Source organism: Sedimentibacter sp. zth1 (assembly GCF_017352195.1).
Classification (GTDB): domain Bacteria; phylum Bacillota; class Clostridia; order Tissierellales; family Sedimentibacteraceae; genus UBA1535.
In genome coordinates this window covers 2,220,413-2,241,278 of record NZ_CP071445.1, presented here as the reverse complement: position 1 = coordinate 2,241,278, position 20,866 = coordinate 2,220,413, and the positions used below count along the sequence as shown (strand labels likewise).

Here is a 20,866-nt window from a genome sequence, read left to right as displayed (position 1 = left end):
AGAAATAAACTCGTCTCTAATTATATGAGGCGAGTTTATTTATTAATACTAAAAGGGTGAGAAATAATTGTTAGAAATAAGGCAGATAAGAAAAAATCCTAAAAAAATTGAAGAACTATTAAAAAGAAAAAATCCCGAAATATCATTGGATAAGATATTAAATTTGGATTTTAAAAAAAGAAATATTTTACTAGAAGTTGAACAAAAAAAAGCAGAACATAACTTAGTTTCTAAGCAAATACCTCAGCTAAAGAAAGAGTGCAGAGATATTTCAACTATAGTCTATAAAATGAGAAAACTGTCGGATAATATAAAAAATTTAGATAAAGAATTAGATAATTTAGATAAACAAATAAAAGAAGAACTTTTGTCATTGCCAAATACTCCTAATGAAACTGTTATTGTAGGTAAATCAGATATAGACAATAAAGAGATTAGAAAAATAGGTAATCCTACAGAATTTAATTTTTGTACTAAACCACATTGGGATTTAGGAGTGAATTTAGATATATTAGATTTTGAAAGAGCAGGTAAAATAACAGGACCAAGATTTTCTATCTATAAGGGAAAGGGTGCAATGCTTGAAAGGGCGTTAACACAGTTTATGCTAGATACACATGTATTCGAGCATGGATTTTTAGAGGTTGCCACACCTTATATGGTTAATAAAGAAAGTATGTTAGGAACAGGTCAGCTTCCTAAATTTAAAGACGATATGTTTGAAATATCAAATAAAGAATATTATTTAGTACCAACTGCTGAAGTTCCTGTAACAAATATATACAGAAATGAAATTTTAAAAGAAACAGAATTACCTTTATGTATGACAGCATATACTCCTTGTTTTAGACTTGAATCAGGTTCAGCATGTAGAGATACAAGAGGATTAATAAGAAACCATCAATTTGATAAGGTGGAGATGGTCATATACTCAAAACCACAAAATTCATATGAGAATTTAGAAAAATTAACAGGTTTTGCAGAAAATATACTAAAAAAATTAGAGTTACCATATAGAGTTATTGAACTATGTACTGGCGACTTGGGATTTTCAGCTTCAAAAACCTACGATATAGAGGTATGGATGCCAAGCTACAATAGGTATGTTGAAATATCATCGTGTACAAATTTTGAAGATTATCAAGCTAGAAGGGCAAATATAAAATATAAAGACAGTAATAAAAAGCATCAATATATACACACATTAAATGGTTCAGGACTAGCTGTAGGAAGAACATTTGCAGCAATACTTGAAAATTATCAAAATATTGATGGAAGTGTAGATATACCAAAAGTATTAATACCATATATGAGAGGAATTAGTAAAATTATTTCTTAGTGATTTTTTTGTTTTTTTGTTATATAATATATAAATAAGTACTAATATAATATAAAATGGAGGAAATATGAATTTAAGAACAAAATTAAAGAAAGTTTTAATACTAACTATTGTTTTTTGCATGATACTACCTTGTTTCATTTATGCAGATGTAGAAAATGTTAGTGAAAAAATTAAGGGAGCATTACTTGGAGATTTAGATTCAGGTACAATTTTGTATGAATATAATATAGACAAGCCTTTAGCTTTAGCTAGTATAACTAAGCTTATGACTTATACTATTTTAATGGATAATATTAAAGAAGGTAAACTTAAATTAGACGATGAAATGACAATATCTCACAATGCTGCAAACACTGTAGGAAGTGTTTTTGGAATGGTAGAGGGAGAAAAAATAAAAGTATCTAAAATGATAGAAGCATTATTAATTGTTTCTGGAAATGATGTAGCTACTGCAATTGCAGAAAATGTATCTGGAAGTGTTGAAAGTTTTGTATTTCAAATGAATGAAAAAGCAAAAGAACTAGGATTAACATCAGCAATATTTATTAATCCTAATGGATTGCCTGAAGATAATGTAACACCAGATCAAAACTATATGAGTGTGAGAGATTTATATACTTTTGTACAATATGTATTGAAAACTTATCCTGAAATTTTAGAAACTACTAAAAAACCAGAATTAAATTTGCCAGAAAGAAACTTTAGCAAGTCATCAACGAATCCTTTATTTGGTATAGTAGATGGAGTTGATGGTTTGAAAACTGGGTATACGGATGAAGCAGGAATATGTCTAGTGTCAACATTACCAGTTGGTAAACAAGGTGAAGGAACAGAAGATTATAGAATTATATCTATAGTTATGGGTGCTCAAACTCATCCAGAGCGTATTGAAAAATCACAAGCACTATTGGACTATGGAAGAAATAATTTTATTAATCAAAAGTTATCAGTAAAAGATACACCAGTAGATAAGATTTATATAAAAAATGCTAAAATTACAGATGTTGATGTTTATACTATAGAGGATTATAATAAGTTAATCAAAAATGGTGAAACAATAAAATCAGAAATTGTTTATAATGAAGAAATAAAAGCTCCTATAGAAAAGGGGACAAAAATAGGTCAAATAAAATATTCTATAAATGATGAAGTTATTAAAACTATGGATATAGTTGTAAGAGATGATGTTGAAAAAGCAAATATATTTGTTAGAATATTCAGATTTTTTAAAGGCTTATTCAATAAGTAAGGAGTAAATTTAAATGTTAATTGGTGAAAAAATTAGAACAATACGTAAAGAAATGAATCTAACAATTAGTGCATTAGCAGATGCTATTGAGGTAACACCAGGTTATATTTCACAAATTGAAAGGGATTTAATAGATCCGTCTCTTTCAGTTTTGAAAAGGCTTTGTAAAGAGTTGCAAACACCATTATCTGTGTTGTTTTCAGAAGAATCAGCTCCAGGAGTTGTTCTAATAAAATCTGAGGAAAGAACTGAAGTGAGATTTAGAGATAAAAGAATGTATTTCGAATTTTTAACACCCTCTATTAAGGATAAAGAAAATTCATCTAAAAATTCACCTAATATGGAAGTTTTTTATTATAAAATTGATCCCAAGGGTTGGGTTAGCGATGAGTTAATGCTTCATGAAGCTGATGAATGTAATTATATATTAGAAGGTGAGGTTGAATATCATATAGATGGTAAAGTATATACTGTTAAAAAATACGATACTATATACATACCTAAAAACACATCTCATATGATGTATAATGCAACTGACGATTTTGTAGAAGGAATTGGTATTTTAACACCACCAATGTATTGACAAATTGATTATATTATTGTAAAATCAATAATGTTAATAAAATTGCATCTGTAGCTCAGTAGGATAGAGCAGTGCCCTCCTAAGGCATGTGTCGGGGGTTCGATTCCTCTCAGGTGCACCAAAAAATAAACTACAAACTTAATTTTAAATTTTGTTTGTAGTTTTTTATACACTAGAAAAGTTCTAAACTTAATAATTTATAGACAATTGTAATAATCTAGTATATTATTAAATAATAAAAACAAAGGAGAATAGAATGAAAAAGCACAAAATTTTTTACATATTAGTTACTTTTATTTTCGTTTTTTTATTTTCTGCATGCTCTAAAACTGATAGTTTAGATAGTAAAAATAAGAAAATAGAGTACAAGGAAGCTAGCATTATAGACCAAAGTGAAATATATAAAAGTAATTCAGTTTTAATGTTTAAAGAAAGTAGCACCAATAAATTAACAGGAGATTTGTACATAAAAATTGCTGATAAAGCTGAAGAAACAGTAGCGCAAGGAGTTCAAAAAAATTACTACATGTTATTAAACAATAACGATGTAATATATTGCGATAAAGATAATAATTTGTATTACAAAAAATATGGAGAAGATACTGTTAAGCTACTTGATGATGTTGATTTTTACAATCTGAATGTTTCGGTTAACAATGAAATATATATTAGACAGTATTATATTGATAGTAAAACTGATATAGAAAATTACAGGGATGTGTACATTCAACCTAATGGTGAAATAATTAATTTGTATGATTCAGTAGAAAATAACTACAATGATTATAATTATGGAGTAAAATTTACAGATAATAAAAATATATTTTATTACAGAGGAAATTTTGACACACTATGTAAAATTAAAAATGGTAAAGTTGAAAAGCTAGTATCTAATGTTTATGATTTTGATATAACATCTGATGGTAGCGCATTTGCATATAATACTTACAATGATAGACTTTATATAAAATGGGGAGGATGTATAAAGACACAATACATAAAAAACTATGAAGTTCCTTATTATTTAGAAATTTTAGATAATGGTTTATCTTGTTTGTTCAGTGCTTATGGTGAAAATGATAAAGCAAGCTTAATGTATGTTACACCATTTACTGAACCTAAAGTAATAGATGATAATATAGGTTATTCGTTTGGATATTACAACATAAGAATTATAGATAACAAAATATATTATACAGATAGCGAGAATAATTTATACAGTTGTAAATTACCAGATATAACATCAAAAAGTAAAGAAGAAGATATAAACGAAGAGTTAAGTAAAATTGAAAAAAAACTATTATGTGAAAATGTATACTGTTTTGATGTAGATAAAACAGGTAAATATGTTGCATGCGACTCTGATGATAGTTTGTATGTATCAATAGATAATGAAAAAGCAGAAAAGATAAGTGATGTGTATAATCAATTCTATTTTGTAGATGATATGTTGGTTTATCTAGAAGGTGATAAATTAAATACATTTAAAAAAACAGACAAAGTTTACAAAGAAGAAATTGGTAACAATGTAGTTAATTTTGCTACAAATAATTATAATGATACTATATATTTTGTTGGTAGTAATACTAAGCTTTTTAGTTATAATGAAAAAGATGGAGTAAAAACAGTATTTAACAATTGCTATACATATTCTAATATTTTAGCCAACAATCAGTATGTATATATGAAAAGTTTAGAATTGAAAGATGTTGTTGGATATTATAAAGATATAAATGGTGATAATACATTATTTAACATTCAAAATGATAAAATTACATATATAAATAGTTATAGTGAAGCATATGATTATTTTTTTGAAAGTGTAGAAGCAACAGAAGATTATATAACTTTTTATGACAGCGATAATGATGAGATTTGTACATTTTATATAGAAGGTAATAATCAAGGAATTGAAATGTATTATGATTATTATGATGTAGAAATGGTTACATCTACTGAGTATGAAGAGACAATTAACAATTTTATAAAAGACTTTGTAAATGAAAAAGCACAAAATTATTATTATAATGGATATAGTGCTTATGATGAAGAAGTGCTATATGATACTGCAGATTACTCTTCACCTACAACATACAATACAATTATAGGCAATAATTATAACGTAGAAGATTATTTTGTAGATGATAATAATGATATTTGGTTACAAATTATGGGTAAAGCAGATGGAAGTTATATATATCTATGGTTGTGTATAGAGTATGAATAAAAAATCAATAAGGAGATAAAAATGGCTGATAAAAAATATGTATGCACAAAATGTGGGAAATTGTTGAATGAAAATCAAAAATTTTGTACAACCTGTGGAACAAAAAATGAATTTTTAGAAGTAAATAAATCTGTAGATTCAAATATATTTAATGAACCAATTGAAGTAAAACAAACAACTTCCAATAATAGTGATGCTATAGCTGTTGAAAGTTCAGAAAAATTAGATGAAACATTTATTGACAATAATAAACTAGATAACAAAAGCAAAAAAAATTATAAAAAAGTATATATTCCAGCGCTCATCGTAGTAGGATTGTTATTAATAGGGCTCGTTGGTTTTAAAATATTCTTAATGTTTTCACCAAATTATTCCGTTAAAATAGCTTTTTTAAATACATATAAATATTATGAAAAAGAAAATAACAACTTTAACAAAGATAATAATATAACAAATATGTTTTATAATTTTGATGGTGATAAGGAAAAAGAATTAGAATTGCAATTTAAGGATTTAAACTTAGGTGATAATGGAATAATAACAAATAGTATAAAAAATGTAATTAAAGATTTAGAAGTAAATATAAAAACGCAGTTAAATAAAAAATGTACTAATGGTTATTATGGTATATCTGTACAAAATAACAGTAGTGATTTTATAAGCGGTGATTTTTATTTTGATGAAGATAAAATTGTAGCAGAAATACCAAAATTATTAGATGATTTAGTAGGTATTAATTTTAACAGAGATAATGAAGATATAAAAGACAGTGAAAATAAAATTGATAAACTTTTTAACAGCAACTTTTACAACATTGAAGATGCAAAGAATATAAATGAAAAGATAAATTCAATTAGTAAAAAATATGCAAATTATTTATTAAGTGAGTTAGATTTCGAAAAGGAAAAAAAGGATAGTTACACAGCTAAAATTGAAGGAAATAAAATTATAGAATTAGTTGAAAATTTTGTATTAGAGATATTAAACGATGAAGAGATAAAAAATTATATAATTGATTGCATGTATGCATCAGATTCTCAATATTCAAAGCAATATTATATTGATTTATTAGATAGTATAAAATTAAGATTACCAGATGAAATTGAGTACTTAAAAGAGTTAATACAGATAGATGATATTATAGTTAATGTTTCAACAAGCAAAAATAAAATTAGTTATGCGACATTAAAATTAAACATAATTAATGTTAAAACAAATGAAAATGTTAAAATTCAGGCAAATTTGGATTGTGAGGAAGAAAAAAACAACAGAGAAATAAGAATGTCTCTTAAGTTTGGAACAGATATTTTGAATACTATTAGTACAAAATTATCTTTTGAAGAAACAAAAAAAGAAAAAAACAGAACATTCGAGATAGAATGTTTAATAAAAGAAACTGGAGATAATATAAAGTTTTTAAATAATGATTGTATAAAGTCAGATAAAACATGTGAAAATAATATAGATATAATTATGAACACATATAATGAAAATATTAAAGTTAGTTTAAAAACAGAAGCAGAAAAAGAGGGTAAAGATAGACTTAATATTGATAATATACATATTTCAATGTTTGTAGATGACGTTAATATCTCTTTAGATTTAAAAGGATATATACAAAATAATAAAATACGTATAATTAAAAATGTAAATGATAAAAAAATATTATATCTTAATGATATGGATGAAATTGAAAGAAATGATTTGTTAGATACATTTAAAACTAAATTTATAAATAAATTTGAATTATTATTTGAAACCTATAATAATATGGTTTAAATAAAAGTATTTTTCAAAGTGCAATGTTAAACATTGCGCTTTTTTTTGTTAAGAATTGACTATTAATTTTATTTATAGTATAATTGACTGTACTAAGTGTATTAGTACACTTAATTTCAAGGGGGTTGTATGATTGATTAATATTAACTATAATAGTAATAAACCTATTTACGAGCAAATTTATGATGAATTTATAAAACTAATACTTAATAAAGCGCTAAAACCTAATGATAAGTTGCCATCTGTTAGAGAATTGGCTACATTAACAAAGGTTAATCCTAATACAATACAAAAGGCGTATAAAGCATTGGAAAGTGGTAATTATATATGTACTGTTAAAGGGAAAGGTAATTTTGTTAAGGGTAATGATGAAATTGTTAGTGCATATATGGCTAAGAAAAGTGAAGAATTAAAAATTATATTGGAAAGTTTAAATAAATTATCGATAGAAAAATCCCAAATTATAAAATTAGTAAGTGAAATTTTAGATACTTTATAAGGAGGTTATATGTTAGCTATAAAAGATTTACATAAAATAATTGATAATCAAAAGATATTGGATGGCATAAATCTAACAGCTAATTGTGGTGAAATTTATGGTTTAGTAGGTTCAAATGGTTGTGGAAAAACTACTCTTTTAAAACATATAATAAATATATATAAAGCAGATAGTGGTGAAATTTTTTTTAATGACCACCTGTTAGGTAAAAATAAAACTGATTTAGAAAAATTCTACTATGTACAAGATAATCTATATTTTTCAAGCAATATTAGTCTAAATAAGCTATATAATTATGAAAAATTGTTTTATACAAACATATCAAAAGAAAAATTTAATAGTTTAATAAATTTTTTTAATATTGATGCCAACAAATCTTTGAATAAAATGTCAAAGGGACAAAAAAAGCAGGCAGCATTTATATTGGCAATATCTACAAATCCGCAGGTACTTTTACTTGATGAAATAGTTGATGGGTTAGATGCAGTTGTGAAAAGAAAGTTTTGGGATGTTTTAATACGTGAGGTGTTAGAAAACAAAACAACTATAATAGTGTCTTCACATGACTTGAAAGAATTAGATAATATATGCAATAAAGTTGGTATAATGCATGAAGGTAAAATAATTATGGAAAAATCTTTAGAGGATATAAAGCTAAGCGTAAAAAGAGTTCAATTTGCAGTAGATAGAGAATTTATTTTAACAGATGAATGTAAACAGAAGTGTGGTATTATGAAGGAAATGAAAATAGGAAGTATAAATATATATACTCTTAAAGGAAATGTTGAAGAATTAAAAGATTTTATATCAAAGAATTATAAAATTATACTTTTTGAAGAATTACAAATGAATTTGGAAGAAGTATTTGTGACAGAATTAACTGAACATGGATATGGAAACGAAGTGTATAAGAGTATTACCACAGATTTTGAGGAGGGTAAATAATGAGTATGTTTTTATATTATTTAAAAGAAAAGAAAACTTGGTATTTACTAAACATTGTTATATGCTTTGTATTTTCAATAATGTTATCGTTTTTGTTTAAAATGTATTATGATATCTTTGCAATTATATCTATTTTAATTTCATTAGTAATTGTTATTATAAGTACATTTGGAGATTTTTCGTTTTTGCACAGGAAAAATAAAGTTGCATATTATTTATCCAAACCTGTAAGTTTAATGAATATAGTAAATACTAAAATTTTAGTAAATATAGCATTTTGTATAATCTCTTTTGTTTCAATTTTAGTTATATCTTCAGTTTCTTGCACATTAATTGGTAAGCTTGATTTTTTAAGTTTTAGTGAAAAAGTTTTAGATGTTGTTTTAAAACCATTTTCTTGGACATTAATCTATATATTTTTCATTGCATTATCTAGTGTGATTACTGGAAATACTATAGTTGCAGTTTTAACTAGTGTATTTAATTATTTTATTCCATTAATTTTTAGTTTTGTTCTGTTATTTATATTTAATATAATTAATACTTCAGTTAAAGGTATAAACATTATTATTATTATTGAAGAAATTATAGAAAAAATAATGCATTTAGACAAGATATATTTTTTAAATATAAGTTCAGAAAGTATTTTTTTAGTTACCTATTATATGAGAATTGCTATAACTAGTATAATTGCTTATAGTTTTATTTATATAGCTGTTAGAAGAAGAAAAAATGAGTACACAGGACAAAATATTGTGTTAAAAGGATATAAATATTTTTTAGCTCTTTTTGTTTCACTTATTACACCAATGCTATTTAGTGTAGTTATTCCAGATCAAAGTTTTTTAACATTAAATATAACACTAATTACATTATCAACACTAACATACTATGTTTTCATTTCTATATTAAATAAAAGCTTTAAATTTTTCAAAGGTGCTGTTAAGGTCTTTGTGCCCTTTATTTTAACAATTGTTATACTGATGTGTACCTTTAGTGGTATAGTTAAGCAAAAGTCGGAGTTTATACCTAATAAAGAGGATATAGCGGCAGTATATATAGGAAACAGTCTACATGTTGAAAATAATATATTTGAAAGTACAAATAGAAAAACAGTTGATATATATAATCAAACTTTAGATAAAGTTAAAAAACATAAGGATGTAATTTTGCTAGATCAAAGTGATTCTATACAAAAAATAATTAATTTTCATGATTTTTTAATTAATGAAAATAATGAAGGATATATGGATTTGTATTTTATTTATTATTTAAAAAATGGAACTAGCATAAAAAGATATTATGAAATAGATTTAGATTATTTACTAAAAAATGAAAAATCAAAAGAAATTATTATTAGCTTATTAAGAACTAAAGAATATTACATTGAAAAATATAAAATTTTTGTAGATAAAGATATAATAAACAATGCTGAGTTTAATAGTGTTAAAATGTATTTTAAAAATGCAGAATATGAACTTTTAAATTTTAATTACGAACAATTTAGTAAATGTTATATGAGTGATTATATAAAATGTTTAGAAAATGTAGATAATTATTTTATTAATAGGAATGTATTTAGATCCTATAATGGTAATTTCGTATTTGATAGTACACAATATGAAAATAATAAAGTAAGAGAACAATATTTTATGGAATTTGAGAATACAGACAAATCATTTTACCGTCAAATACAAATAAATAATTTAATGGTTAATACACTTAATTACATAAATAGCTTAGATAAAAAAGAAATTTAAAAGAGGTAGAAGTGAACGATATTTTTTTTATGCAGGAGGCAATTCGAGAAGCTTTAAAGGCGAAAGAATTGATGGAAATACCAATTGGAGCTGTTATTGTAAAAGATAATAAAGTAATTGGTAGGGGATTTAATACAAAAGAAACTCAAAAAGATGCAACTTTGCATGCAGAAATTATAGCTATAAAAGAAGCATGCACAACACTCGGTGGATGGAGGTTGCCAGGTTGTACAATGTACGTAACTTTAGAGCCTTGTCCGATGTGTGCTGGAGCACTTGTTAATGCAAGAGTAGGAAGACTTGTCATTGGTACAAGAGATGAGAAAACAGGTAGCTGTGGGACTGTTATGAATATAACCAACAATAAGTCTCTGAATCACCAAATAGAAGTAGATATTGGAGTGTGTGGAGAAGAATGCAAAAGTATGCTTAAAACATTCTTTAAAGAATTAAGAATTTTAAAAATAAAATAATAGTTTATTGTTTTGATAAACTGTTATTTTATTTTTCTTGTAATTTCTATATAAAGATTGTTCTTCTTTTTTTCTATAACTGCTTTATCAATCATAGAACCAATTAGGAATAATTCATCTTCATTACTGGTTTCACCCATTAATTCCCAATAGTATTCCTCTACTTCATATTGGCGTTGAATATTTAACAACTCGTTTAGATTATTTATTTCATTATTTGATAGATTAGTATCATGAACAACTAAAAATATTTTAGTTGTTTCTATTTCTTTTTTTAGCTTCATATCAATTTCATTGCAACCTTTTTTTATAAATAAAGCCATAAATTCATCAATTATTTTTGTTGTTTTTTGAATTTCATTATGCATTATTTTTCACCCCTTTTGAATGCTTCAATTATTGGTACCAAAAATCCAGCTACAAGTCCACCTGCAAATCCATTATTATATAAATTCAAACCACCATGTATTATACCTATATTTGATGCTATTGTAAAGTGCAATACACCAGCTAAAATACCTATCAAAGGACCAAAAGTACCAGCAACAGGAGCAATAGTGGTAGAAAAAAGAACAGTAATTATTACACTAGTAGAGCTGATATCAAATTTTAGAAGATAGGCCCATAAAAGTGTACCTAAACATATTGGTAAGCAGTTTGCAAGATGTTTACCAAATGCACCAAATCCAGCAACAGAAAATATTGCTGCTATAACAGGACCATTAATAATTCCACCAGTAATATATACAAAAGTTAGGCTTAAAATTCCCAATATTCCCATATTTAAAAATGTAGTTCCATAACCAACCAAGAAAGTAAAATCAGTAACTATTCTTCCTTTATACTTTAATATTTTTTTATAGTTAATAATAGATTTTTTATTGATAATGAATCCTACAATTATTAGAAATATAAATTGCAACAAGAGAACTAAAAATAATACATAGTTTTTTTGCTTATATAAAATATTAACACTAACAATTTCTATATTTAAACTTCTTAAAAAACTAGTTAGTACTGTTCCTAAAATACCGGCTGTGAACCCAATATTATATATATTGTATCCATCATGAAATCTTAGCATGTGGCTTGCAAGAGGTACAATAACAAATCCTATAAATATACCTGACAATATACCAAGTGGAATACTAAAGTACATTGGCATAATTCCAGAAAAGCTTATTTGGCTTATAACAGGAGAAAGACCAGTTCCTAAAATAACTGATAAAATTATGCTTTTAAATTTGATATTCTGATATTTGCTATATAAAAAACCACCAACATAAATGGGAATAATATTATAAATATTTATTCCAAAAAATGAAAATCCAAAAACGGTTAAGAAAGCAGCAATTAATAATCCGTTTATTTTTAGTTTACACTTTTTAAGAAAAAAAAGATTTAAAAAACCTATAAGGGCGGCATTAATCATTGCTGAACTTATTCCCCCAACTTCTAAAAAGTCTGTAATTAATATTGTTGGAGTAAAAATTATGTTAGCTAAACCGGTTAAAATTGTTTTATAATTAATTTGACTATCTAAAATCCACAATATTATACAACACAACAATATTGATACAGGAAAAACAGATAATATAAGTAAAGCGTTATTTCTACCAATTTTTTTTTCTACAATGTTATTTAATTGCATACAAAAACCTTTCAAAATTTTTGTAATAATAATAACATGTTATAAATAAATAAACAACAAAAAAATGGTGAAATAATAAAATCACCATTTTAGTAATATATTCAAAGTTAAATATTATGTTAAATTAACTATACATTTCTATTATATATTTTTTTTACATGTTCTTTTCCACGGTACATTATAAAAATTACACCAAGCATATTTATGCACATAAAAATAATTATAACAATACGTTCGTTTATAAATTCTCCTAGAGCACCTGCTAATAATTGACCGACTATACTACCTAAAGTACATAGCATTTGAAATACACCATTAAACCTTCCCCTAATAGTATCAGGTATGTATGATTGAGTGGCAGATATTCTGATATTAAAGGAAGTAACACCTAGTATACCAACTAAGAAGAAACTTATTGCCATCAAAACTATTGGAAAATATAATTGTGTAGCTTCTAATATTGCTATAATTGTATATACACTAATTGCTATAGCAAATTTTTTATTAGTTGGGTATTTAAATTTATAATGAATTAATGCTCCAACTAATCTACCAAACACACCAAAACATGTGATAATACTAAATAATGTTACAACGTCTATTGGTATATTTGAAAAAAGATCTGGATTATTCTTAAAGAATGGTAAAAACAAAGTTCCAGAACCACTTGAAGCAAACATAGTCAAACAGAAGTATGCGGTAATAGTAAGTAACCCTTTTTCTTGACCTATATATTTCAAAGACTCCTTAAAATCTAATTTATATTGCTTAAAATTAAATTTTTCAATTTTATTAGTTACTAAATGTTGTTCACAATAATCAATTTTTGTTTCAAAGCAAGCTGCTATTAAAAATGTGAAAGCATTAAATAAAAATAAAGGAGCTGGTGTACCAAATTTGTTATAAATTATTGATGCTATTGGAACCATAAAAGCTGCAAGTGGATATATCATGCTTGAAATAGAATAAGCTTTAGAATAATTTCCCTCTGTAATTAAATTAGGGTATAAACTTTCATATGCAACAGCATAAATTCCATCAATAGTGCCAACAATTAAAGTTAAGAACAAAAGTATTATATAATTAAATGCTCCGCTAGTAATAAAGAAAAATAATATTATATAAAGTGCTGCTGACATGAAATCTAACGTATATATAACTTTTTTTCTGGAAAATCTGTCTACATAAGGACCAGCAAACAAAGGCGCTGCAACTTTTGGTAGATTATATATAACCATAAAAAGTGCAAATAAAAATGTTGAATTTGTGTAATCTAAAACCATTAATCCTATAGCAAATCCTGAAACAGAGTTGCCAAGCATTGAAATAATAGAACCAATAGTTATAATTGAAAAATTTTTAGTCCATAATTTATTTGTTTTATTAGACATACAAAACACCCCACTTTCTAAAAGATAAAAAATTTTGGTAACAAAGTTACTGTAAGTATTGATTATATCATGTAAAATTTTAATTAGCAATAAAAACCAAATAGTATAGTATATGTTTTTTTAAACTATCTACAGTGTTGTATACTAAAATATATTATATTATATGAAAAGAGGAAGTATGAAATCACAAAAATTTAATCTGAAAGGTATGACTTGTTCAGCTTGTTCAGCTGCTGTTGATAGAGGTGTCAAAAAAATTAATGGTGTTGAGGATGTTAACGTAAATCTATTAACAAATAGTATGAGTGTAAAATATGATGAAACTAAAGTTAAAAATGAAGATATTATAAATGCTGTAGAAAATGCAGGATATGATGCATACACACTAGATTCAATAAAGCAAAACACTTTAGAAAAAAAAGAAAGTAATGTTTCAAAAAATGAATTAAAAGAAATGAAGAAAAGATTAATTATTTCATTTATATTTTCTATTCCTTTATTTTATTTATCAATGGGTCATATGATGAATTGGCCGCTACCAGCTATATTTATGGGAACTGAAAATGCTCTAATATTTGCTTTTACACAATTCATATTATGTATACCAGTTGTGATGATTAACAATAAGTATTATAGAGTTGGATTTAAAACACTTATAAAAAAATCACCTAATATGGATTCTTTAATTGCAATAGGAACATCAGCTGCTTTGCTTTATGGAGTCTATGCAATATATAAAATTGGATATGCTTTTGGAAGAAATGATTTAGATGTAGTTATGACTTATGCTATGGATTTGTACTTTGAGTCTGCGGCAGTTGTATTAACATTAATAACGCTAGGAAAATATTTTGAAGCAAGAGCAAAAGGAAAAACTTCGGATGCTATAAAGAAACTTATCAATTTATCACCAAAAAAAGCTACTGTTATAAAAGATGGTAAAGAAATAGAAATTCTTGTTGAAGATTTGGTTGTTGGTGACGAAATAATAGTAAAACCAGGTCAAAGTGTTCCTTCCGATGGCGTTATAATTGAGGGAAAGACATCAATTGATGAATCAATGCTTACTGGAGAAAGCATACCAGTTGAAAAATCAATTAATGATAATGTAATTGGTGCGAGTATAAATAAATCTGGTTATATAAAATTTAAAGCAACTAAAGTTGGAAATGATACTGTACTATCACAAATAATAAAATTAGTAGAAGAAGCAAGTGCTTCTAAAGCTCCTATATCAAAGCTTGCTGATAAAATAAGCAGAGTATTTGTACCGGTAGTTATAGCAATAGCTTTTATAGCAACAATTAGTTGGTTAATACTAGGTTATTCATTTGAGTTTGCGTTGACAATAGGTATATCAGTACTTGTAATTTCATGTCCTTGTGCTTTAGGACTTGCAACTCCAACAGCTATAATGGTTGGTACAGGTAAAGGAGCAGAAAATGGAATACTAATTAAATCAGCTGAGGCATTAGAAATAGCTCATAGTATAGATACAATAGTTTTAGATAAAACAGGTACAATAACTATGGGTAAACCAGTAGTGACAGATATATTTACAAAATTACACAAAGATAAGCTTTTACAGCTTGCAGCATCAATAGAGAAAAAGTCTGAACATCCACTAGCGGATGCTATTGTAAATTGTGCAAAAGATAACAAAATTGAACTCACAGAAATTCAAGAGTTTACAGCATTGCATGGACTAGGGTTAGAAGCAAAAATAAACAATCAGACATTTTTTATAGGAAATATGAAGTTGGTTGAGCAAACAGGTATAAAAACAGGTGAGTTTGATAGTATAAGTAGAGGGCTATCTCAAGAGGGAAGAACTCCAATGGCAGTTTGTGACGAAAAGGAAATTTTAGGTATCATAGCTGTTGCAGATGTTATAAAACCTACAAGTAAACAAGCAATATTAGAATTAAAAAACATGGGTATAAATGTAGTAATGCTAACAGGGGATAATAAATTAACTGCAAATGCTATTGCTAAACAAATAGATGTTAATGAAGTTATTTCAGACGTTTTGCCACAGGAAAAAGAACTTCAAGTAAGAAAGTTACAAGATTCAGGCAAAAGCGTTGCAATGGTTGGTGATGGTATAAATGATGCGCCTGCTTTAGTTAGAGCAAACGTTGGTATTGCAATAGGAGCTGGGACTGATGTAGCAATAGAATCAGCAGATATTATATTGGTTAAAAGTGATTTAATGGATGCAGTAAAGGCTATACAGCTTAGTAAATCAGTAATAATTAACATTAAAGAAAATTTATTTTGGGCGTTTATATACAATATAATTGGAATTCCAATAGCTGCGGGTGTATTGTATATAGCATTTGGATTAAAATTAAATCCAATGCTAGCGGGAGGTGCAATGAGTTTAAGTAGTGTTTGTGTAGTTTCAAATGCATTAAGACTTAAATTTTTTAAACCAAAGTTCAAATATTCAAATAAATTAAATAATAAAGTTAAAAATACACAAGGAGAAATGACTATGGAAAAAATAATATTAGTTGGTGGAATGAGCTGTGGACACTGTTCATCAAGAGTTGAAAAAGCATTGAGTGCTGTGGATGGAGTTGAAAAAGTTAGCGTTAATTTAGAAACAAAGGAAGCAAAAGTTACACTTAATAAATATGTAGAAAGTAGTATATTAGAAAATACAATTATAGAAGTTGGTTATGATATAATAAAATAATACAAATTTTTTTACAAAAATGTTATAATATATTATAAAAAAACAGAGGATTGTAAAATGTACGATATTTTAATAGATACTTTTATATGTGGAGCAACTGGTTATTTTACAAACAAACATTTAAATAATAGAATGTATAAGCAATATTCATTGTTTAATAAATTTAAAATAGGGGGAGAAATTCAAACCTCTAAAATTGAATTTATAAAAAATATATCTAGTTTAATGGAAAAGAACATATTTAATTCAGAAAAAATATCCTTGAATATGGTAGATAATGATTTTGAAAGTGAATTTAAAATATTTGCTAAAGATTTTTTAGAAAAATATTTATTTTCTGAAATTAAAGATTTAAGATTAAAGGATTTACCTGTGTTTTATGATTTGTTTTTTTATAATAAAGATATTTTAAATAACATAATACTAAATAATATGAATGATTTAGTTAGTTATATCTCATCAAACACAAAAATATCGGATGTCATAAATGACAATCAACTTGAAGAAATATGTAGTAAAATAATTGAAAATATAATATTAACATTGAATAATACAAATTATTGTGAACAAATAGCATCAGATATCTCTGATGCTATTTGTAATTATAAAATTTGTGATGTAATACCAAAAGAATTAATAAATAGAATTAAGTTAAATACTGAAGAAGGTACAGACGAGTACATTAATTCATTAAAAAATAATATAATTGATGAAATTGATACATATTGTAAAGATATTTTGTCTTTATCCAATGCTAATGGTATTTTTGAAAAAATAAAGCAAAATATATTTAAAAAGCCATTAAGAAAATATTTAAATTTAACTGATGAAGAAATACACAAAAAAACAATAAACTATTTACAAAAATATTTAGATACAGATATGGCTTGTTTGTTTTTTGAAAATTTATACTATGATATTATACAATACATTAAAATTAAAAATATAAACTTATACGATTTAGTTAATAAAAGCTATGGAGTTACTATAAAAAAATATGTAAATAAAAAAATAAATAATGTTGGTTATTCATGTACAAAGTGGCTTTATAATAACAATGTAAAAATAAATGCTCTAATTGATGAAGCGGTAAATGAAAATATAACAGGCAATAATGAAATAAATAAAAAAATGGGATTATCTATAAAAAAATATTTTAAAGATGTAAGATATGGTCAAAAATCAATAAGTAAGTTGTTTATAGAGTTTGTAAATGATAACAATGACAATGTTGATAAAATAGTTAATTTTATTTGTGAAGAAATTGATGATTATTTAAAGAAAGTTAGTGTTAATAACATAATTGATCTTTTAGAAGAAAAGAACATTATAAATAAAGATATGTTTTATAATATTGCTAAAAAATTTATAAAAGACGAAAAAGATTTTATTTTTAATATAGTAGATACTATGTTAAATAAATCTATGGGAGAAACTATAAGTATTGATATAGAAAATTTAATATCAAATAGCTTTAAATATGTGTATATAGATTTTATTGAGAGCAATACATTTTATTCTAAAAGTTTTATAAAAAGTCTTATATCTAATAGTACAGGAAAACTATTCAATAAATTTAACCAGACTATAGGACAAGTATTTACTAAAAGTACAATACAAGATTTTATGGATAGCTTTATGCAAGTTATAATTGATGACATAAAAAAACATAAAAATAACATTAAGTATGCATTAGTTAATAATTTCAAAAAAAGTATAAATAATAAAAATATAGATGCATTGGTTGATATTTTTGGTAATTCCAAAAACTCAATATCCATTAATAAGGGACAGAAAGTTAACCAAAATTTAAATAAAAATAATATAAATGCAATAGATAATATTGGTAACAAAAATATTAGTGAAATTATTGATTTTATTAATAATGCACCAGATGTACAGTCAACTACAAGCTCATTTATAAAAGATATTGTGGGTAATAGTATATCGTCAATTATAGTCAAGTATTTTACAATTAGTATAAAAAGCTATCTTAATAATTTAGAAGATGAAAATTTTGTTAGATTTTTGGAAGATGTTAGTTTATTAAACAATAGCTCAAATAGAAATACAAGCGCAATATTTGGGGCTACTTTAGGCGCTGGTACATCTTTGATAAATTATAATATATTTAATCAGTCACTAATTTCTAATACAGTATCATGGCAAGGCATAATAACTTGCTCATTAATAGGTGTTGCAACAAATGGACTTGTTCATGGTTTGTTGCCAAAAGCACATGTAGAAAACAGTATTTTAAAAAAAATACCTATATTTAGAAATTTAACAGAAGATTACTTATTGCAAAAAAAACATAATTTTGCTGAATATATATTAGATATTATAAAAAACAGTAAAGTTAATAAAAAAGAAATAGGCAATACCGTAAAAAGAGAAAGTGTAGAAATAAAAAAAAGTATATATGAGTCAATAACTAATAATAATTATGATAGAATTTTCAATTTAATTTTAGGCAATGATAAATATTTATCTAAAACAGCAACTGATAAAACAATTAGTTTTCTTTCAAATGATAAGGAACAAATTATTCAAAGCTTAGTTAAAGATACTTCTAATATACCTATAAAACATATATTAAATAGGGATACTATGGATTATATTTCTGAAAAATTAACTAAAAATGAAAACACTTTGAAAATTTTGCTTAACTATATTGAAAAATATTTTAAATCAGAATTGAAATTATATAATTGTATACCAAAAGAATTTATGAAAAATATAAAAAAGGATGCAAATAAATATTTTAACGATAGTTTTTCTAGTATTTTTAGTTTTTTAACAGACACATCATTATTAAAATCTGCTGCTAAAATGTATGAAAAAAATTATATTGAGAATATAAATAGACCAATTGTAGATATCATTTCTACTAAAGAGCTTGATAAAATTCAAATGGATATATTTAATAATGTGTATACTGGATTTTTTGATAAAGATAGAGTTGAAAGGTGTACAGAAAAAATACACAGTATTCTAAACGGTGAAATGATGAAAAGTACATTGCTATCAAGTGTTTTAGGTAGAAAATCCAAAGTTATATTAAATGGTATGATGTATAAATATTTTAGAGATATAATTAGTAGCTTCGAGCATTATTTAAAAGAAAATGTAGAAAATGACATAGAAGTTAAAGTAAGGGCTAAATTATTGAGTAGTTTAAGTATAAGAGAAAAAGCTACATTTAACTCTATGGAAGGAGAGAAGTTATTTCATAATGTCCTACTAGACATAATAAATTTAAAAATGCCGAATTTTATTAGAAATAATTTTGAACAGTTTTATGATATATCAAAAGATTTTTTAAATGATATATATGATGTAGAACTGAGCAATTTAGATATTTCTATAGATAAAAATATAATTTCAAATGAATTAAATGCAATGATGTTTGACAATGATAGCAAATGTATTATAAAAAACAAATCATTCATATTTTTTAACGAGCTTAATCAAGGTGCAATTAATATAAATTTAAGAGATGTATTAAAATTATTTAGTCTTGATAGTGTAAACAATATGTTTATGCAATACAGTAGTGAAATAAATTATATAAATAAATTTATATATTTAAATGTAATGGAAAATAAACATGTTATTGCAAGTAAGTGTAGCCCGTTATTGAATATTATTATAAATCAAATTTTAGATACATTAACATTAAATAATTTATTTAAAAAATTGCCTACAGAAAGCTCAAATATATTTAATGAAAATATGAGAAATATTATAAATAAAAATGATTTAGTATACTTAGGAGTAAAGAGTTTTTTAAATTGTTGTTACGAATATCTTGAAGATATAGACTATATTGATACAATCATAGACATGAAAGAGTTTAAAAAGAGCACAAATCTTATTTATGATAAATACATAAATAGCGAAAAATTCAAAAGTTATTTAGATGAATTATATATTAAAATTTTACATAATGATTTTAAAGAAAATATTGCTAATTGTATTCCGAAAGATATTATAGAGTATTTTGTAGCTCAAATAGTAGATGGGTTGATAATAGATTTAGAAAAAGATTTACCTGAAATATTTAAGAGTATAGATGTGAGTAAACTTATACAAACAGAAATCTTAAATATAGATTCAAAAAAATATAAAGAATTATTTAAGATATTTGATAAAATAACTAAAAAAAGTACAATTTCTTCAGCTCTTTATGGAGCTAGTTATGGAATAAATAAATACATTGGTATCTTTTTATCCCTAGTTAATATAATTAACTAGTAGGAGGGA

Annotated in this window: 14 protein-coding genes and 1 tRNA gene; 12 read left to right on the top strand and 3 right to left on the bottom strand. The window is 25.0% G+C overall.

Annotated features, from left to right (window positions below):
- The first annotated feature begins 67 nt into the window (after positions 1-67).
- The 10 genes from serS (at position 68) to tadA (ending at position 10,857) form a co-directional block, all read left to right on the top strand.
- Complete coding sequence (serS, locus tag JYG23_RS10825; RefSeq protein ID WP_207235689.1) at positions 68-1,339, top strand: serine--tRNA ligase; 1,272 nt, start codon at positions 68-70, stop codon at positions 1,337-1,339.
- A gap of 67 nt (positions 1,340-1,406) precedes the next feature.
- Positions 1,407-2,591 carry a D-alanyl-D-alanine carboxypeptidase family protein gene (locus JYG23_RS10820; RefSeq protein WP_207235688.1) on the top strand — a complete coding sequence of 395 codons (1,185 nt, stop codon included), beginning with the start codon at positions 1,407-1,409 and terminating at the stop codon, positions 2,589-2,591.
- A 13-nt stretch (positions 2,592-2,604) separates the two neighbouring features.
- Positions 2,605-3,174, top strand: coding sequence for an XRE family transcriptional regulator (locus JYG23_RS10815; protein WP_207235687.1), 570 nt, complete (start codon positions 2,605-2,607; stop codon positions 3,172-3,174).
- A 44-nt stretch (positions 3,175-3,218) separates the two neighbouring features.
- Positions 3,219-3,295: transfer RNA gene (locus JYG23_RS10810), tRNA-Arg, on the top strand.
- A gap of 135 nt (positions 3,296-3,430) precedes the next feature.
- Positions 3,431-5,401 carry a hypothetical protein gene (locus tag JYG23_RS10805; RefSeq protein WP_207235686.1) on the top strand — a complete coding sequence of 657 codons (1,971 nt, stop codon included), beginning with the start codon at positions 3,431-3,433 and terminating at the stop codon, positions 5,399-5,401.
- A 21-nt stretch (positions 5,402-5,422) separates the two neighbouring features.
- Positions 5,423-7,180, top strand: a complete 1,758-nt coding sequence (locus JYG23_RS10800) for a zinc ribbon domain-containing protein (protein ID WP_207235685.1) — start codon at positions 5,423-5,425, stop codon at positions 7,178-7,180.
- A gap of 133 nt (positions 7,181-7,313) precedes the next feature.
- Positions 7,314-7,679, top strand: coding sequence for a GntR family transcriptional regulator (locus tag JYG23_RS10795; RefSeq protein ID WP_207235684.1), 366 nt, complete (start codon positions 7,314-7,316; stop codon positions 7,677-7,679).
- Between the two features lie 9 nt (positions 7,680-7,688).
- The gene (locus tag JYG23_RS10790) at positions 7,689-8,624 is read left to right on the top strand and encodes an ABC transporter ATP-binding protein (protein ID WP_207235683.1); all 936 of its coding nucleotides are present in this window, start codon (positions 7,689-7,691) and stop codon (positions 8,622-8,624) included.
- On the top strand, positions 8,624-10,384 hold the full coding sequence (locus tag JYG23_RS10785; RefSeq protein WP_207235682.1) for a hypothetical protein: 1,761 nt from the start codon (positions 8,624-8,626) through the stop codon (positions 10,382-10,384). The genes JYG23_RS10790 and JYG23_RS10785 overlap by 1 nt, the downstream gene beginning before the upstream one ends.
- Positions 10,385-10,413: 29 nt before the next feature.
- Positions 10,414-10,857, top strand: a complete 444-nt coding sequence (gene tadA / locus JYG23_RS10780) for a tRNA adenosine(34) deaminase TadA (protein ID WP_242631677.1) — start codon at positions 10,414-10,416, stop codon at positions 10,855-10,857.
- Between the two features lie 23 nt (positions 10,858-10,880).
- On the opposite strand, the gene JYG23_RS10775 is transcribed toward tadA, so the two are convergent.
- The 3 genes from JYG23_RS10775 to JYG23_RS10765 all read right to left on the bottom strand — a co-directional run bounded on the left by JYG23_RS10775 (position 10,881) and on the right by JYG23_RS10765 (position 13,899).
- Complete coding sequence (locus tag JYG23_RS10775) at positions 10,881-11,225, bottom strand: hypothetical protein (RefSeq protein WP_207235680.1); 345 nt, start codon at positions 11,223-11,225, stop codon at positions 10,881-10,883.
- Positions 11,225-12,508: a DUF1576 domain-containing protein gene (locus JYG23_RS10770; RefSeq protein ID WP_207235679.1), complete on the bottom strand. Its 1,284-nt coding sequence runs from the start codon at positions 12,506-12,508 to the stop codon at positions 11,225-11,227. Before JYG23_RS10770 ends, JYG23_RS10775 begins: the two co-directional genes overlap by 1 nt.
- A gap of 128 nt (positions 12,509-12,636) precedes the next feature.
- Entirely contained in the window at positions 12,637-13,899 is a 1,263-nt protein-coding gene (locus tag JYG23_RS10765) for an MFS transporter (RefSeq protein ID WP_207235678.1), read from the bottom strand.
- A gap of 178 nt (positions 13,900-14,077) precedes the next feature.
- Between JYG23_RS10765 and JYG23_RS10760 the strand changes: the two genes are divergently transcribed.
- Positions 14,078-16,600, top strand: coding sequence for a heavy metal translocating P-type ATPase (locus tag JYG23_RS10760; RefSeq protein ID WP_207235677.1), 2,523 nt, complete (start codon positions 14,078-14,080; stop codon positions 16,598-16,600).
- A gap of 57 nt (positions 16,601-16,657) precedes the next feature.
- Complete coding sequence (locus JYG23_RS10755; RefSeq protein WP_207235676.1) at positions 16,658-20,857, top strand: hypothetical protein; 4,200 nt, start codon at positions 16,658-16,660, stop codon at positions 20,855-20,857.
- Positions 20,858-20,866: the final 9 nt, after the last annotated feature.

Bases quoted from the DNA above. Each gene is read 5' to 3' on its own strand.
- JYG23_RS10820 (WP_207235688.1), top strand. From the start codon at position 1,407: ATGAATTTAAGAACAAAATTAAAGAAAGTTTTAATACTAACTATTGTT.
- JYG23_RS10815 (WP_207235687.1), top strand. From the start codon at position 2,605: ATGTTAATTGGTGAAAAAATTAGAACAATACGTAAAGAAATGAATCTA.
- JYG23_RS10805 (WP_207235686.1), top strand. From the start codon at position 3,431: ATGAAAAAGCACAAAATTTTTTACATATTAGTTACTTTTATTTTCGTT.
- JYG23_RS10800 (WP_207235685.1), top strand. From the start codon at position 5,423: ATGGCTGATAAAAAATATGTATGCACAAAATGTGGGAAATTGTTGAAT.
- JYG23_RS10790 (WP_207235683.1), top strand. From the start codon at position 7,689: ATGTTAGCTATAAAAGATTTACATAAAATAATTGATAATCAAAAGATA.
- JYG23_RS10785 (WP_207235682.1), top strand. From the start codon at position 8,624: ATGAGTATGTTTTTATATTATTTAAAAGAAAAGAAAACTTGGTATTTA.
- tadA (WP_242631677.1), top strand. From the start codon at position 10,414: ATGCAGGAGGCAATTCGAGAAGCTTTAAAGGCGAAAGAATTGATGGAA.
- JYG23_RS10775 (WP_207235680.1), bottom strand. From the start codon at position 11,225: ATGCATAATGAAATTCAAAAAACAACAAAAATAATTGATGAATTTATG.
- JYG23_RS10770 (WP_207235679.1), bottom strand. From the start codon at position 12,508: ATGCAATTAAATAACATTGTAGAAAAAAAAATTGGTAGAAATAACGCT.
- JYG23_RS10765 (WP_207235678.1), bottom strand. From the start codon at position 13,899: ATGTCTAATAAAACAAATAAATTATGGACTAAAAATTTTTCAATTATA.
- JYG23_RS10760 (WP_207235677.1), top strand. From the start codon at position 14,078: ATGAAATCACAAAAATTTAATCTGAAAGGTATGACTTGTTCAGCTTGT.
- JYG23_RS10755 (WP_207235676.1), top strand. From the start codon at position 16,658: ATGTACGATATTTTAATAGATACTTTTATATGTGGAGCAACTGGTTAT.